At 42.2% G+C, this 17,367-nt stretch carries 10 protein-coding genes; 6 read left to right on the top strand and 4 right to left on the bottom strand.

Translation table 11 applies throughout. The annotated features are described in order from the left end of the window. Positions 1-82: 82 nt before the first annotated feature. Positions 83-748: a tail fiber protein gene (locus MSMTP_RS20010; protein ID WP_231582767.1), complete on the bottom strand. Its 666-nt coding sequence runs from the start codon at positions 746-748 to the stop codon at positions 83-85. Between MSMTP_RS20010 and MSMTP_RS20005 the strand changes: the two genes are divergently transcribed. The 3 genes from MSMTP_RS20005 (at position 739) to MSMTP_RS11640 (ending at position 4,046) form a co-directional block, all read left to right on the top strand. Continuing rightward, a complete protein-coding gene (locus MSMTP_RS20005) occupies positions 739-1,278 on the top strand; it encodes a hypothetical protein (RefSeq protein ID WP_231582766.1) in 540 nt (179 codons plus the stop codon). The two genes, MSMTP_RS20010 and MSMTP_RS20005, sit on opposite strands and share 10 nt — an antisense overlap. Positions 1,279-1,920: 642 nt before the next feature. Continuing rightward, on the top strand, positions 1,921-3,072 hold the full coding sequence (locus tag MSMTP_RS11645) for an acyltransferase (protein WP_048179542.1): 1,152 nt from the start codon (positions 1,921-1,923) through the stop codon (positions 3,070-3,072). A 149-nt stretch (positions 3,073-3,221) separates the two neighbouring features. Next, entirely contained in the window at positions 3,222-4,046 is an 825-nt protein-coding gene (locus tag MSMTP_RS11640; RefSeq protein ID WP_048179541.1) for a hypothetical protein, read from the top strand. 378 nt (positions 4,047-4,424) lie between these two features. On the opposite strand, the gene MSMTP_RS11635 is transcribed toward MSMTP_RS11640, so the two are convergent. Next, positions 4,425-4,946, bottom strand: a complete 522-nt coding sequence (locus tag MSMTP_RS11635) for a hypothetical protein (protein WP_048179539.1) — start codon at positions 4,944-4,946, stop codon at positions 4,425-4,427. A gap of 374 nt (positions 4,947-5,320) precedes the next feature. Between MSMTP_RS11635 and MSMTP_RS11630 the strand changes: the two genes are divergently transcribed. Further along, entirely contained in the window at positions 5,321-6,448 is a 1,128-nt protein-coding gene (locus tag MSMTP_RS11630) for a hypothetical protein (protein ID WP_156153812.1), read from the top strand. 233 nt (positions 6,449-6,681) lie between these two features. Here MSMTP_RS11630 and MSMTP_RS11625 read toward each other — a convergent pair whose 3' ends face one another. Then, positions 6,682-7,089 (bottom strand): DUF1699 family protein, encoded by a 408-nt coding sequence (locus tag MSMTP_RS11625; protein WP_048179536.1) that lies wholly within the window; start codon positions 7,087-7,089, stop codon positions 6,682-6,684. A 1,128-nt stretch (positions 7,090-8,217) separates the two neighbouring features. On the opposite strand from MSMTP_RS11625, the gene MSMTP_RS11620 reads away from it, so the two are divergent. Then, the gene (locus tag MSMTP_RS11620) at positions 8,218-8,511 is read left to right on the top strand and encodes a hypothetical protein (RefSeq protein ID WP_048179533.1); all 294 of its coding nucleotides are present in this window, start codon (positions 8,218-8,220) and stop codon (positions 8,509-8,511) included. Positions 8,512-8,736: 225 nt separating this feature from the next. Here MSMTP_RS11620 and MSMTP_RS11615 read toward each other — a convergent pair whose 3' ends face one another. After that, entirely contained in the window at positions 8,737-9,588 is an 852-nt protein-coding gene (locus tag MSMTP_RS11615; RefSeq protein ID WP_048179532.1) for a UbiA family prenyltransferase, read from the bottom strand. A 219-nt stretch (positions 9,589-9,807) separates the two neighbouring features. On the opposite strand from MSMTP_RS11615, the gene MSMTP_RS11610 reads away from it, so the two are divergent. After that, positions 9,808-15,651, top strand: coding sequence for a hypothetical protein (locus MSMTP_RS11610; RefSeq protein ID WP_156153811.1), 5,844 nt, complete (start codon positions 9,808-9,810; stop codon positions 15,649-15,651). Positions 15,652-17,367 lie beyond the last annotated feature (1,716 nt).

The raw sequence follows: 17,367 nt of genomic DNA, 5'->3' as shown, positions 1-17,367 counted from the left end.
TTAAGGCTATTAACTTCATGTTACCCAAGTGATTGTATGTAAAAAAGAAAGGGGAAAAAGGTTCCTGCGGGGAGGAACCGATTTATACCTCAGGAATGGTGTGGTTATGACTTGGCATCTGTGCCTGAGATAGAGTTACAGTTTCTGCTCCACCTGTATCTCCAAGCCTTACAGTTGAGAGGCCAGGTCCTGATCCCGCATGTACCGGCACACGGCCGCGAAGGTCAGGCAATCCGAAAGTGGTTCGGCCGTCTCCGCCGTAGGTCGTACCCAGGATAGAGAAGAGAGCCGTGTTTTGTGAAATGGGAAGAAGTTGCCCATCACAGAAAGCCCAGCCTCGAGGAGCAAAATTTCCTGCGAACATTCTAATTTCACCTATAAAGGGTTCTGAACTTCGGCTTGGGAACACCCCAACAAGTGCAATGATGTAATTAACTCCTAAATAGGGTTGCCTATTATCGAAAGGTTGGCTACCTCCAGTATATGTTGTATATAACCTATGTGTGTTGTTATCACGGGCATCAAAGACATTTACTACACCGTCTTCGTTAATGTCTTCTTCCGGATCAGCTATCCCGTTTTCATTCAGGTCCCAGCATGAAATTCCTCTCGGTCCCTGAGCATCGGAAACGTTTATCACACCGTCTCCGTTAATATCTTCTTCCGGATCAGCTATCCCATTTTCATTCAGGTCCCAGCTTGAAATACCGTCTGCACCATCAGCTCCAGGTAATCCTTGTGGCCCCACCGGTCCTGCCGGTCCCTGCTCACCTTGCGGTCCTACTGGTCCTTGGTCACCAGTGTCTCCTTTTGGTCCCTGTTCACCTTGTGGTCCTACCGGTCCCTGTTCTCCTTGCGGTCCTGCTGGTCCCTGCTCACCTTGCGGTCCTGCTGGTCCCTGCTCACCTTGCGGTCCTGCTGGTCCCTGCTCACCTTGTGGTCCTGCCGGTCCCTGCTCACCTTGCGGTCCTGCTGGTCCCTGCTCACCTTGCGGTCCTGCTGGTCCTTGGTCACCAGTGTCTCCTTTTGGTCCCTGCTCACCTTGCGGTCCTGCTGGTCCCTGCTCACCTTGCGGTCCTACTGGTCCTTCACTACCTCGACTACCTTTTGAACCCTTTTCGCCTTTCTCACCCTGCGGTCCCTGTTCACCTTGTGGTCCTGCAGGTCCTTGTGGCCCTACTATACCTTCCTGATTTAGTTGATCCTGTTCTTCTGTTCCCGGAGTTTCTTCCGAACCGAGAACTTGGGCTAAGTTGTCTATTTGTTCTTGCTGATTAGCAATCTGCTCTTCTATATTACTTATTTTCGTCTGTATCCCAAGAACCCCGAGCCACCAGTTCTCAAAGGTCGAATGTGTATTCGTATCTTTGCCATCCTGTTCATGAGCCTGGGCAGCTGCCAGGCCCGGAATCGAGGATATCATTATAAAAGCCATAAGGAAAGCTAAAATTTTTCCTTTGCACGTTTTCATTTTTTTTCCACCCATTTGTTTTAGTACATAGTAAAAAAATTATAAAAAAGTAAATATTGTTTTTATACTTTACTACCTTATACACATGTGTTTAAATGTAATTGTCACTCTATATCTATAATAAATGTATTAAAGAGTTATTACTCTTCAATTATAAAAATAGTACATGTACAGGACTAAATAAATTAACATATGTTTACCAGAAAAGCTTCTAAATCTCTAAATCGCAAATCCTCATTTCAGATTGCAATTTTATTATATAACTTGCAGAAAATTATTTATAAAATGTTAAGTCCTAATGCCAATTTTTAATGTTAATTTTTTATTAACAGTGATCGGGATGTTATATTTAGGACCTGAAGTAAATTTTTTGTAAAATTCATTTTCAAATAAGTTTTAAATAAGTTTCAAATAAAAATTTTAGTATGAAGGGTATATGGAAGGAAATTATGAAAAATAATGCTAACAATTCATTCCAGAACACCCGGATAAGGGAAATTGATTTTTTAAGAGGCTTTGCAATCTTAGCAGTAATAGCAATTCACTCGTCCACAAACTTCTCAAAAATATTCTATTTAAATTCCCTGGTAATATTTAACCTGTTCATTGATGTTTTTTCCCAGTATGGGGTTCCTCTTTTCATTTTCATATCAGGGTTTGTATTGTCAAATAAATATTACGGGCTCTTTTCGGTAAAGGAATTCTATAAAAAAAGAGTGATATCAATTATCCCACAATATCTTCTATTTTCAATTTTATATATTTCATTCTTTGCGATTCTATCCAATAACCTTCCGTCGTTTTCGGAAATTATTTTAAAAATACTTACGGCAAATAGCGCTATTCATATGTGGTTTTTTTTAACCATAACGGGCTTTTATATTTTCTATCCGGTTATAATATGTATTTACAGCCATTTTGATGAGCGGAATAACCTCTTTACTTTTCTGATGCTTTCATTAATTATCCAGGTTACATGGTCCATATCGGCACTCATTATTGAAACCGGTGGATACGAGCCATTATTCATATATCTGGCAAAAAGGATCTTTATTCCGTATCTTTTTTACTTCGTTTTAGGAATCTATGTTAGTAAGAATTTTCATTTTGTATATGCTTACATGGAATCAATAAAAAAATATAAAGTCATATTACTTTTGATTTTAGCCCTCATCACAATAATTATCTCATTTTTCTGGATAGTTGGCTTCGGGTATTACGTAAAAGGTTTTGATTCCTTTTATTCCATGTCAACCCTATATTTTATCATTCCAGTAATTATCGAGGTCCTATATTATCCGCTTATCTTCTTCCTTCTCTTTGAAGCATCAAGTAAAATCATGAAAAGAGAAAATCTGCTGACATCAATAATGTATTCTCTGGGCAGGCATTCTTTTGGAATATATTTAGTCCATTTTTTCTTCATAACTTTGATAATTATCCAGTTAGAGCATTTTAACATTTACAGTGATAATTGGGTATTTTATCCGATCCTTTTCGTGGGGACAACTCTGTTGAGTTTATTGAGTGTCAGCCTGATATCCAATTTACCATTCGGTGAATTAGTTATCGGGGGGACGGGTAATAAGAAAAGTATATAACGGTATAACAATTACATTTTTAGACAATAGATCTGCCTGGTAATGGGCAGTTAATGGGCAGGTACTTCGTCAGGTAATCCCTTAATTGGCAAATATCTCTAACCAGCAAATATCTCTAACCAGCAAATATCTCTAAAACAGTGATCGACTTGGCCGAAAACGAGAAAACAAAAGAAACTTCCACAAATTCCCTAAATGATGAACGTGGCAGGGGAGCAAAACCGGGTAAAACACTTAAAGATTATATCCCGTATCTGATTATTTTTGCCTCACTGTTGCTGGTTATCTTATACCTGCTCTTGAGCGGAGTACTCAGCCAGGATTCTTCTTCAAATCCCAATCTTGAGGGAGACGTCTACATTGAGCCTGTGCTGTACTCCGGCGAGGTCCCCGAGCCTGTCCTCAAGCCTGAATTTGCCTCTCTATTTCTTGATAACGTCCCGGATACAAGGCGTGTAAAACTCCTGATGGACCCTATGAATGTGGAAACCGAAGGAAAATTTGAATCCCTGGTGCTGGATCAGGCCAGTATCCTGTATATCAGTGATTCTGTCCGGACTGATTACGAGGTTGAATATTCCATATACGAAATGGAGAGTCCCGAAGCAGCCAGTCAGGTCCTGGACTATTATACCACAGAGAAAGGGTGGAATACGGTACCGATGCAAATAGGAAACGTTACGTTCTGGCTCTGGGAAGGCTATAAAGAAAATGCCCGCAGGCCAGCCAACATGGAAATATACTGGGACAACAGCAGTAACGGAGCCTTTCTTCCTATTGACCGCCGCGGCACTTATTACATTGCCCGATCAAGTGAAGAACTCATGTGCCTTCACGGGGAATGTGCTAAAGACAAATATTTCATCATGGTGGATATCCACGCTCCCATGTGGAAAGTGAATGACTTTGGAGACTATTTTTTTACAGAAGCTGCAGCAAAGCTAAACGCCCTGGATACTGCCAGCACAAAATGAAAGTAGGGCATATCACAGGAGTGATAGGGCTTGAGGATGTGCTGGCGCCGGCTGTGCAGTTGCCGGAATGAAGACAGAACAGCATTTTTTCGGATTGCTTTTCGAGTACCGGCGTTCTCACCGGCCGCTAGCGTAGCGAAGCGGGCGGCTTTTCCCGTAAATGAAAGAGAAAGTGAGAATATAATGCATCTCAACCTTTTTCGTTGAATGTAGCAGGAAAGTAGTGGAAGAAAAAATGATAGTTTTTGAGTACAGATGAATTTTTGAGTACAGATGAGTTTGTGAGTAAAGATGAGCTTGAAATCAGGTGGCAGGGGTTTTCAATTAGAGGGTTTTTTCTGAATCACCTGTTCTGAAATCGCCTCTAAACAACCCGATTTATAGAAGATACCCATCCGAGAGCATCCTCCTGCCTGCGGGGTGAACTATACACTTTTTAAGCTCGCAAATCGGAATTCCTTCAAGGGTTTCCCCGGTACAGGCTCCTCCGGACCACGTAACGAAGATATCACAGGTCCCGGCTTCTTTATTTACCGCCGTGGCAATTCCCAGGCGGGTTTTTTGTACGCAAGGGGTTGAATATTCAGCCTGCAGGGGGAGTACGAGCTTTACACCCGAATCCAGTAACGGAACTACATCGCATGCATTATATTCCTTTGAAACACCGTCTTCCGGGCGGGTCAAAACGTATTTTTCCTGGTCTTCCGAATCTAAGTAGTGTTCTGATACGATTCCTATAAAGTGGTCCCATTTGACCTCTTTCAAATAGGAATCACTTGCGCAGGCCCAGGTGCCGGATTCCAGTTCCTCTCCTGCAGCCCCCGGGACTGCACATACTGCGAGCAACATGAGAAAAATTACTGACAGTTTTGCGATCCATGAATATACTTTTTTTGCCATTATTGAGATCTCCGAGTTCAAATGACTGTGTATTTTTTTTCACCGTTATACCAGGTTTTAATTTAAATAAAGATGGGCATATTTCAATAATTTATTATATATTTTTTGATTTTATTCTATTTTTAATGGTATTTTGAATTCTAATGGCTAGGTTCCTGGTAGATCCCGAGGCACTGGCATATAAAGGTAGCTTCTTTAGGTGGTCAATGAAGGATGTAGAAGGCGGTTCCAACGAAGTATTTATTTGCTATTATGTATTTTGATATAGGCGTTACACTTACTGATCTCATTTTATTCCGGAACCAACCAAAAACAGAAGGACATAACATTTTGTTAAATAGAAGGATGAAACAATGCGGCAACAGAACGTAAAAATGAATCAACTAGCACAAACAGTAACGGATTTTATCGAACCTGTAATCCCTTATCTGGTCATTGGATCTAAAAAAGCGGCTGAAGAAGCCGGCAAAAGAGTAGGGCCTGAGGTCTGGGAGCTTGAGAATCAATTGTGGGGTAAATTGTGTTCGAGAGTAAGGCCGGAGTTGAAAGAAGCCGCAGGAGACCTTGTTGTTGCTCCTTCCGACCCGGAGCTAAAGCAGGTCCTGGTCCGGGAAGTTCTGAAATCGTTTGAGATGAATCCTGATTTTGCTAAAGAAATTTCGGTTTTTATGGAAGAAGAGCTAATACGGAAGTTGACTGCTGAACAGAGGATGACAGCTTTTCAACAGAGTCCGGCTGATAAGACCGGAGTGCTTGAAGAATTCAATAAGTTGCTTGAAGAATTCGTGGCAAAATACAGTATTGTTCAGGATTCTGAGCGATTGGAAGCCGGGCCAGGCAAAGAAGAAATTATGGAAAAAGAAGCACTTATGCAAAAAACTCTTGACTTTGCCTCCCGGATTCAGTACGGAGATGCAAGGTCCCTGGCCCTTTCCCTGCTTGTCCCTCATCTGGAAGGCCCGGGAAAGCAAGAGCTCATCAAAAAAGCCCTTTCCTCTGCTTCCAATATCCATGATGAAGCCGAACGAGCCGCAGTCCTCTCTTCGCTTGTCCCTCACCTGAGCGGGCCTGGAAAAGAAGAACTTATTGAAGATATCCTTGACTTCGCTCCCTACATCCAGTATGGAGATACAAAATTTCAGGTTTTTTCCTCGCTTGTCCCGCATCTGGAAGGGTCCGGAAATGACGGATCTGAAAACGAAAGGCTTGGAAATGAAATACTTATGGAAAAAGCTCTTGAGATGGCATCCGGGATTCAATCGGAGTATCTGAGGGTGCAGGCTCTTTCTTTGCTGATCCCATACCTGAAGGGGCAGAGAAAAGAAGAAACTATAGAACAGGCCCTTGAATTAGCTTCCAATATTAAGGATAAGAATATGAGGTCCCTGGCCCTTTCATTTGTTGATCCGTATCTTAATGGGCCGGGAAAAGAAGAAGGAGTGGAGGGGGACCTGGTTCAGGATCTGTCATTTAATGAACAACCAAAAAGTAAGATGAATTAAAAAATGTAAAATTGATTATAGTCCCGAACATAAATATTAACACTTACATTAATAACCACGGAAGACACCGAAAGCACGGAAGGATTGTGCCCCAATTTTTCCTTTATTCCGTGTTTTCCATGTTTTCCGTGTTTTCTGTTGTTAAAACTTTAACTTGAGATTGATGAAGGAATTTGGGGTCTTGCCTATAAAAAAAGTAAATTAGTTACTGAGCTGGCTGTGAGCAGCCGGACTCAGGCCGTGATATCCCTGGCGAGAATGTAGGCAACCATCTCAGGGTTCAGTTTGCTTTCTCTTGCAACCTTTTCTTCTATTTTCTCGACGGGTGTGCCTACCAGTTTCAGGTCTCTGATATCTTTAATAACGGCAGGCGGGACGTTGTAGTATTCACTGATGTCCTTCCTGTGACCCCATACATCCCCTTCGATAAGCTGGATTTTTTGCATTTCAAAGAACATTTCGATTGACTTTGAGATGGTCCGGCGGTAAGAGTTAGGTAGTTGGATCGCTTCAATTTTTGGGCATGTTTCAATCAGCGCAAAGATGTCCTTGTTCGAAGGACGGAACGCCATATGAATCACTCTTTCATTAGGATTAAGCGTAAAAATCTCTTCCCTGGAACTAACCACACGTATCTTCATTCAATTCCCCCATTAACGAATTTTTCCTCTTTTTCCGTTTTATTTTTTTCCGTTTTATTTTTTTCCGCTTTATTTTTTTTCCGTTTTATTTTTTTCCGTTTTATTTTTTTTACGTTTTATTTTTTTCCGTTTTATTTTTTTCCGTTTTATTTTTTTCCGCTTTATTTTTTTTTCCGTTTTATTTTTTTTCCGTTTTATTTTTTTTCCGTTTTATTTTTTTTACGTTTTTACCTGTAGTAGATCTTTAATTACCAAATCCTGTTTTTTTAGCAACTTTGTTAACGTTTCCGAACAAATGCCAGCTTCCACACCTTATAATTATTCTTGCAAATTCCCGCACCTTTTTAAAATGTACAAAATATTTTTACATATATTAATTCTTTTGTTTGTTATATATATTTATTTGCTAAAAAGTATAATTTCTTAGTAAATCGGTAGCATTTCATTTCCTGACAGGATGAAAATGGGTTGGAGCGACTTGAAATACGGGGGACTTCCGGATAAATGGGAACTTACAGGTCGAATATCTTTAGTCCTTACATACCCGTTTCTTCTAACATTTAAGTGTTTCAAAACACCAATCATATAACACCGGATCACCAGGTTTTATATACTTTAATAATTTATTTGACAATGTGCAAAACAGAAACCTTTTTTACATCTTTGGAACCTTACAGGCACTCACTTTAGGATTTATTGTATTTTTCATTCTCGGAATAACCAGTATCGGAAAAGATACATCTGTCGTTTTGAGTATTTTGTTTCCATTGTTCACATTAATTATGGAATATCTTATCTATTCCAGAGAATAAATTCTTGATTTGATACTCTGTTTCAATCCTTGTTTTAGTGGATTATTGGAATATTGTAAACCTTGCAAGGGGATTTCAATTAGGGATATTTGATTCAAAAGCGACATCAATAAAAAATGTTCAAATTTTAATGTCGACCTGCAGAATATAAGTTTCTATATAAAGTATTGAATTGAGGAATATACCTTTTTTCATCTATAGTTCAATTCGGCAAATATCTGAGAAATAGCAAAACAACCTGACAACAAAAACATATAGAATAACTTTTTATATTTTCTTGATCTCTTCTATAATACTATTTAAGGAGGTTTATACTGTGGCAACCAGACGTATTACTAAAATCGGTGTGTTATCACTTGGAAAGATCCTTGGAGCGATTTACGCAATAATGGGCCTTATATTCGGAGCTATAATGACTCTCACGTCCATGGGGATGGGGTCCATAATGGGAAACGAGGGGGCGTTAGCGGGTCTGCTGTTAGGGACAGGAGCTATCATAACATTACCCATCTTCTATGGAATTTTAGGTTTCATTGGCGGTATCATCACAGCCTTCATATATAACGTAGCAGCCGGATTCATTGGTGGTCTGGAAATAGAAGTCGAATAAACCTATAAAGTTCCAGGCCCTGTTTTAGTGGACCTTGCTCTCGAATCAGCCGGACAGGTGGAGCTGCCGCTTAACGGCAGGCATTACCAGGGGGGAATTTTGAGGGAAAACCATCGGATGCCGAATCCACCGCCGGGGCAGAATCCCCGAAAGCCTGGTTGAATTCCCGCACCTGTCCGCTGCAAGCGGTGCTGGGCGGCTCAGGATCAAACTGCCACCGGACTTTCAGCTGAGCATTCGAATGATTATGAAAATTAAGAATGCCGCCAACCCACTCAGGTATATCCAGCGGATATAAATTCGCCGATTTACTATTCTCGAATCTAACAATTTACTGGTTGAGTACAGAATAACCGCATCCATCAGTAAAATGGGAAACAGATAAATCAACTCTAACCAGCCCAGGAAAAACGGCAGGATACTTGCAACAATCACCAGTAAGAAAATCGCTCCGCTAATTTTCAAGGCGTTTTCGCGTCCAAGTACCAGGGCAAGGGAACGGGACCCTGCCTGGCGGTCCCCTTCGATATCCATAGCATCTGCCGCAATTTCCTCTCCCAGGTCTACGAGCATTACTATGACCGCGAAAAACCAGACTATAGTTTCAAATGGTCTGCCTGTTGCTATGCCGCCAAAAACAAAAGTCATGCCAACCGAAAAGCTGACCATCAGATTTCCAATAAAACCAGCCCTTTTGAACCGCCAGTTGTAAAGAAAACCAACTGCCCATACTAAAATAACTACTAACAAAGCCTCCAGGCTAATCAGGTAGCCCGTGGTAAATCCAAGCCCTGTCACTGCAATGGAAAGTAAAACGACATCCTGCCCGGTAACAAGCCCTGCAGGGAGCGGCCTTTCCGGCGCGTTTATTCTGTCAATTTCTACATCAAAATAGTCATTCAGGATCAGAGCCGCAGCCGAAATGAAAAAAAAGCTTAGAAACCCCAGTACGATTTCTGTTGTGGTGGGGAGTTCGCCCAATGCCAGTAATTCCCCCAATACCACGCACACTCCCGCAGCAAATGGCAGTTCAAAACGGAATAAGCGAAACAGGCCTATCATTCTTGTTTTAAACATAACGTTCCTCTCACAATTTACTCAATATTTGCAGCCCAACTATTGAGTATACGGAGTTTCAATCCTTTTTTTAGTGGATTTTGATTGCAGACATATAAATGTTTTTATAAACTGAAAACTCCGCACATTTAATCTTGAAGATGAGTTCGTTTTGAAAAAAAATGACAACTTCTTTATATATTGACTTTTCATAATCTATAATAGGGTTGGTGGTTAGCTTTGCGAAGATGTAAACCTTATAACCTGGTGATCATCCTTATCTTATTAGCTGCCCAGTTCTACCCGGCAGCCGCATCAAGTAGCCAGGAATCAGTTCAAGAACCTTCTTACATTTCAACAGGCACTGCTGCTGCTCTGGCAATGGTGTCTCAACTTAGTGTTCAGAACCAGATAAACACCAATCTGGACATAGTCGGGCTTATAGATGTTTCAACAAACAAAACTGACACCGATAAAGACGGACTACCCGATTCTGTTGAGGCTGTTCTTGGAACTGACTTTAATAACACAGATTCTGATTTTGACATGCTGGACGACTATAATGAATCAGTTTTCTATGAGTCGGACCCGCTTGAACCGGATTCAAATCATGACGGGCTGTCGGATTACTTTGAAGTGACAGACGTCGACTCCCTTGATGCTGATGGGGATGGGTTTTCAAATGTATGGGACCTTGACAACGATGACGATAAAGTGATGGACTCAATAGACCTGTCCCCATACTCACATTCCGGTATTAATGACAGCTTCCTTTTTGATATAAGGACAAATGGAAACCCTACATATGTCACATTCCAGATAAAGCCCCGGAATCCTGACAATTTGAGGTTGCCGTTGCAGGATTGGGATTGGCCATACGATGATAAAGGTCAGATGAAGGACCTGGATGATTCAACTGATGACATCAAAATCATTCCCATGCTCGAATTAAGATCGAACGTGATCCCTGACCAGGCTGATTTGCTGGAATATGGTATTGTGGTTTCTTCTGACAGCCTGTACATTCCCCTGACACTCATAAAGGACTATGGCACAAACGTTGCTTTTGGGGGCAGGATGTTCTACCCGGCATCAGATCCTTCAGATATTTCTATTAATGCGAGCCTTGTCTGGTTGCTGCAGGGAAAGACCGATAAAATGACTGCAGGGGGGATAGAATCTGAAACTGTTACCCTTGCCAAATACAAAGAAGGGTGTATGCTAACAGGCTTTGAGGTTGAAGAGAACTATGGTACTGATGTTGGTATGTTCTACGGGGACAGTGTGAACCAGACATTGCTGGCAGGGTTTTTAATGGCCTTTTCATATCTCCGGGACAACCAGACGACATTATATGATATGCCTGCCGCGTTAATGGATTCGAATCTGACCATAAATTCCGAGATCGGATCGGTCTCTCATCGGGATATGGCAGTTTTTAACACTACATCGGAAATGAAAGAGCATGCACTCAAATCATTACCAGGAAATAAGATACTGCCATTACTTGCCGCTTATCAATTCAATTTTACCAGTAAGGGCATCGATGACCTTGTTTCTGGTGATGTGTGCGTCAACGGAAACGAATTTGATTTCGACCTGACGGCTTCCCCCTCTCCCGCCGTTACCATGAAAACAATCAAGATGAGCTGGTATGATACCACCACGAAAGAAAGTGTTGGCGTGGAGTCCTTTTTGCCTGAAGTGGAAAGTTGGGGACAGGCAAACGGGCTTGATGAAGATGCAATTAATTCCATGATGAGCATGGCGCTTTTATGGAATTTCGGTGAATCTGTGGTGACCAGGCTAAACGGGGCATATACCAGTTTCCATAATGCAATGGATGTGAAAGCTAAAATTAAAGCAGATGGATTCAGTTATCTGACGCCCACAATAAAGCTCGCCATTTTTGGTGTATATCTGTTCACCTCGATCAAGCTGGTCGGATTTGGAAAAGCCCTATGGGGTGCTATCAAAGTAACGATCGGAGCAAGTGTAAAAGCAGCTGCGCAGGCAGCCACTAAAACAATAAATGCCCTGAAAGTCGCAGGTAAGGTCGTTACTTTTGCAGCACTTGCACTTGAAGCCGCTTTTGCAGTTGTCGGTTTCATAATATTTTTGGATAGCGGTTCAACTTTACAGGCAACCGTCTATATTACTGCAATGACCATCTATCTTGTGATACTTGCAGTGCTTTTGCTAGCAGGACCAATAGGTGAGGTAATTGCTGCTATCATAATGGTAGCTGATGCTATAGCCAGCATATTTGGACATGGTGTTGCAGATCTGATTGGAAAACTTGTGGCACTTTTCATGGAAACGCATATTGCAACTACAGTCGATATGCAAATATTGAAAAACTCAATAAACATTCGGGATTATGACGATAACGGGCTGGATGTGGGGGATCATGTAGAGTTCCAGAGCCTTGTAAATTCCACAGTAACAAAAACCGAATACGGCGACTGGTACAGACACGTTGAGAAAAGTTATGTTATCCCATCATATACTTTACTGTGGAAGAATTCGTATTTTGCCTCATACGATGAGTTTACTGATGTTGTTTCATATGACCCGAAGTATCCTGACTCAACAAATACAACATATGATGCCAGGGCATGGCTGGAGCCTGTAAGACCAACCATCAATTTCGGGCAGGGAGCCATCTTTAAAGTTGACTACAAATACTATTACATCGAAGAAAAAATAGAATGGGATATGAGATGGCATACATACGATAGGGAAAAAACGGGTTCCCAGTCCCTTAAAATCCCTACTGTTTATTTTGACGTGCTGCCCGAAAATATTGAAGATTTCAAGGACTGGGCCCATATGGTCTATAAGATCTGCATACTTGGAAATGAGGACTGGTGTTTTACCCTGGATATGCCGCCAAACCCCTATCCTCTGGATAGCGATGGCGACGGTCTGAACGACTCGGAAGAAACGGTTACCGACATGATGAAATGGGATACTGACGGGGACGGGTTGAGTGATAAATACGAACTGGACATCGAGACAGATCCAAATAATTGGGACATTGACCAGGACGGATTGAATGACAAAATGGAGCTTTTCTACGGCACCAATACGTCGAGCTGGGACACTGATGGCGACGGACTTTCAGACTACATGGAACAAACCGGATGGGCGATCACCTTCAACTTTGACGGCAAGACAATCAACATACCCGTGCGCTCAAATCCGCTTTTGAACGATACGGACGGCGATGGCCTGGATGACCAGATGGAATACTACAGCAATCTTAATCCAAGGTCAAAGGATACTGACGGTGATGGAAATAACGATGTGGCAAATCCAAAACTTGTTACTGCCATGGAGTTCGTTACTAAATGGGGCAGCCAGGGAACAGGGAACGGAGAGTTTGATCACTGCCGTGACGCTGGAGTTGACCAGACCGGAAATGTATATGTCCTTGACAGGAACCGTGTTCAAAAATTCGATCCCAATGGGACCTTTATAAAAAGCTGGACGATACCGTATTATGGTTATGGAATTGCAGATGATATCTATAACGTCGTTGCTGTTGCCATGGCAGACCCCTATGGCGGATATAACGGAGTTTTTGTGTACGATTTGAATGGTAACTATCTATCGAAAACTGCCAGTTTTGCCACCCCAATATACGACGTGGCAAGCGATAAAAACGGCTATTTATATCTCACTGATGCTGTGAACCATCTGGTGAAAAAGTACTATGCTAACTGTGTCTACACTGGCATACAATGGGGAGGGCAGGGAACCGGGAATGGAAAGTTCAATTATCCGAGTGGGATTGCAACAGATTCCAATGGATATGTATATGTTGCTGACCTGGGTAACGATCGCATTCAGAAGTTCTCTAACAATGGTCTTTTTATCAGATCGATCCCCGGATATCCACCATGGACTTTTTCCTCCCCTTATGGAATGAGTGCGGATTCAGAAGGAAATATTTTTGTATCGGACCGTGATAACCACCGGATTTTAGGATTTGACACCAATGGTTTGTTCTTAGTGACATGGGGCAGCCAGGGTTCGTTCGACGGGCAATTTGAAGGACCGTGGGGAATTGGGGTCAGTCCGGATGGCTCTGTCTATGTTGCAGATGAGACGAACAATGTCATCCAGAAGTTCAATGAAACACTGGTCTACTACCCTCCGGACATATTTGACCCCGATAGTGATACGGATGGGGACGGTCTGAAGAACATTGACGAAATGACCGGCTGGAATGTTGTGTCCTTTGTAAATTCAACCGGTGTCTTTTATGTAAGCGTGACAAGTGAACCTTTGATCAATGACACCGATTATGACGGACTTACTGATTACCAGGAGTTCAACTTCTATACAAATCCCAGAGATGTGGATACAGACGATGATGGGTTGACAGATTATGTTGAATGGGTGCTCGGGACGAACATTAAAGGTTATGACAGCGAGGGCGACGGCTTGGATGATAACCTTGAAATGATATTTGGAACCGACCCCTGGCTAAATGATACCGATGGCGATGGGTTATCGGATTACTATGAGTATCTGAATTACTCCAATCCAAGAGATAGAGACACCGACGGAGACGGGCTTAGTGACTCCGAAGAACTCGCATTTAACTCGAGCATGCTTTCCCCGGATTCTGACGGGGATATGCTATCCGATGGGGAAGAATATAATCAGGGTAGCGACCCCCGAAACCCTGATACCGACGGGGACGGTCTGGACGATGGTAATGAGAGCCTGTATAATACCAGTTTGCTGCTTAACGATACGGATGGGGACGGTGTCGGCGACAAAGAGGAAATTGAAAACTGGATGGACCCCCTGAACAACGACACCGATGGGGACGGTCTCGATGACTATTCCGAACTCCAGAACGGCACAAACCCGGTATTCGGCGATACGAGGGGTAATGGCATCAACGACTCAGAAGATCCCTATTCACTGGCTCCAAACGTGGACGATATCTGGATGACCTGTGATCCGGATGAAGATTCCGGGAACTTCATAGAAAATCTTAATAAATACACTAATGTCACAGTATTCCAGCCGGAAGAACTGGCAAATTATTCAACCAAGCCGTACATCCTGATCGTTGGAAGACCGGGGCTTGAAAACAGCACTGCTGGCAATATAACCCACAGCATCCTGAATAGCCTGGCGCCGGATGAGCTGGCAAAGATGCAGGAATCGGACTTTGACAGGTTCTATACCACCTATGACATCTGGACCTCGCCCCAGACAGTTGTGATGCTCTCCAATCCCTATGTTTTCGACCACTACGCCGTATTGGATTCTTTCAAGACCCTTAACCAGACTATAGAATACCAGACACCTGTGAGCTCGATAACTGTTGATGCTGTCAAAGAGATGGATGCCTTTGTATGGATCGAACTTGAAAAACCTGTTAAACCCACTGTCAGACTGGGAGCCCACAACTCAACAGATTTTCCGCACGTATTGGCTCAGGTGAATGAAAAGGATGTTGGGAAATCTCTGGACATAAATGTCAGTGAAAATATCCTGAACGCTACGGCAGACAATATAGACTGGGCAAAGATTGTTATTTATTATACTGCTAAAGACCTCGACAGGACCGGTGATGGTTATTCGAATGACCTAGGGGATATCAATGAGAAATCCATAGGCATTTCCTGGTTCAATGAATTATCAGGAGAATGGGAGAAACTGTCAACTGATATGGACTGGGTAAACGATGTCGGAGTAAATACCACAAATGATGTCATTTACGGCAAAGAATACGAGGGATACGCCTGGGCAAATGTCTCTCATCTCAGCCTGTACGGGCTTTCAGGCAGTGAAATAAAGGAGCCTGTGGTTCCACCCCATGACGGGCACCGCAGAATCCCTATAATCACGGATGAAGAAAGCCAGGATGAGAACATTACAGTTGAAGACGTTCAGGCACCTCTGGAAAGCCCGGAAAATACTTCAAAAGAAACTCCTGCGGCAGCAGAAACAGATACTCTCCCTGAAACCCAATCCATATGGTTCTACCTGGCAGTAGCCATGATAATCTTACTGACGGGGTTGGGAGCTGCATATGTTTTAAAAAAGAAAATGTGAATAAAGAAAGAGAATGCGAACATGAGAAAAATTACACAAAACGGTCTTTAAGGTAGATTCACGATAATTCTTGTAATAATTATCCTGATCTCTGTTTTTCTGATTTATTCGTATTCCAATGGGCAGGTCAGGAACGAAGAGGATTTGGTATCCAGGACTTCCGATGCTTTAGAAAAAACCAGGTTTTATCGATTTGAGATGTATTCCAACCTTTCATGGATCAGGTTGAAGAAGCCGAGAAACCCGGTGTTTCAATCCTTGTTTTAGTGGATCTTGCTCACGGACTACATCCATAACCCTAATATCGATACCGCCCACAAGTTTCAATCCTTGTTTTAGTGGATCTTGCTCACGGACAGATCATCTTTCACGGCTGCGGCTGTTAACCCGGGTTTCAATCCTTGTTTTAGTGGATCTTGCTCACGGACCAGGAAAAAATGCATACCTCAAAGTGTATAATTTTTTGTTTCAGCCCTTTTAAGGTGGATTTTTTCCTCAGTTACCGGACATAGTATGGTTTGGGGATACGGGAGGAAAAGGACACGCCACAGGGTTGGTCGGGGAGGAGGATATTATGGCGGCGTTTGTGTGGCTGGCGGACTAAGAAATAGCTGCGTTTTTTCGGACTGCTTTTTGGGTACCGGAGCTCTCACAGACCGCAGAGCGCAGCGAAGCGGACGGCTTTTTCAGGAAAATAAAAAAGAATAAGAGAATAAACGAGAATAAAAGCATCTCAACACCTTTTTTTATACGAAGCCGGGGAGCGGAAAATTTGGTTTCGAGAGCTTGATACCGGGGTCCTATAAGCTTACTGGATTCTTATTCTCTCCAGTATTCCGGTTTGCTTAATGCATCTGCACACCTCACTTTACCTGTATAGAAATTGAAAAACCAATAATTGTTAGTAATAAGAGGCAAATGCATATAAAAATGACAAATTTAATGTTGCTGAGCGGTTGAATAAAATGGAATACTTATAAAAATAACATAGTTGGGTGATATAATGACTATTATAAAATACAAAGTACATCGATTCGACATCGACATGGATAAGGACCAGGTGAGATTAGAGCAATTTTTGAATAATCTAGAAGGAGAAGTTGTGACGATTATTCCCAATGTTAAACCTACATTTCAACTCATGGGAGCTACTGCTAAAGTAAATTTTCTTTTGATAGTGGAAAAGCTGACTAAATAGATAAAATGGTTCTCATTAACATCGTGTGGTTAACTCAGTTTACCTGCCATTAAGAATATAATTGTGTTCCTTTTTCGGATTGCTTTTTGGGTACCGGGGCTCTCACCGGCCGCAGAGCGAAGCGAGGCGGACGGCTTTTCCTTAAAAAATTGAAATGAGAGTATAGGTGTTTTATCCCCTTTTTAGTTGATTTTGCTCGCGGACTGCAATTTCTCTATTAACATCTTTTCCAATTTTGATGTTTCAATCCTTGTTTTAGTGGATTTTGCTCGCGGACAGTTTAGAGATATTGAGGCGTTTTCAGTTGATCCTGAAGTTTCAATCCTTGTTTTAGTTGATTTTGCTCGCGGACAGAAACTGCATTGCGTGGGAATCGGTCAACGTCTTGGTTTCAATCCTTGTTTTAGTGGATTTTGCTCGCGGACACCGATGTACTCAAAACTTCATACCTTGTGACCACATTTCTATCTCTTTTCATTAACCCTAAAGCGTATGCTATTGCTTTTTGTTCTTAAAAG

The organism is Methanosarcina sp. MTP4, from assembly GCF_000970045.1.
Taxonomy (GTDB): Archaea; Halobacteriota; Methanosarcinia; order Methanosarcinales; family Methanosarcinaceae; genus MTP4.
The sequence above is the reverse complement of the archived record's forward strand: the minus strand, read 5'-3'. Positions and strand labels throughout refer to the sequence as shown.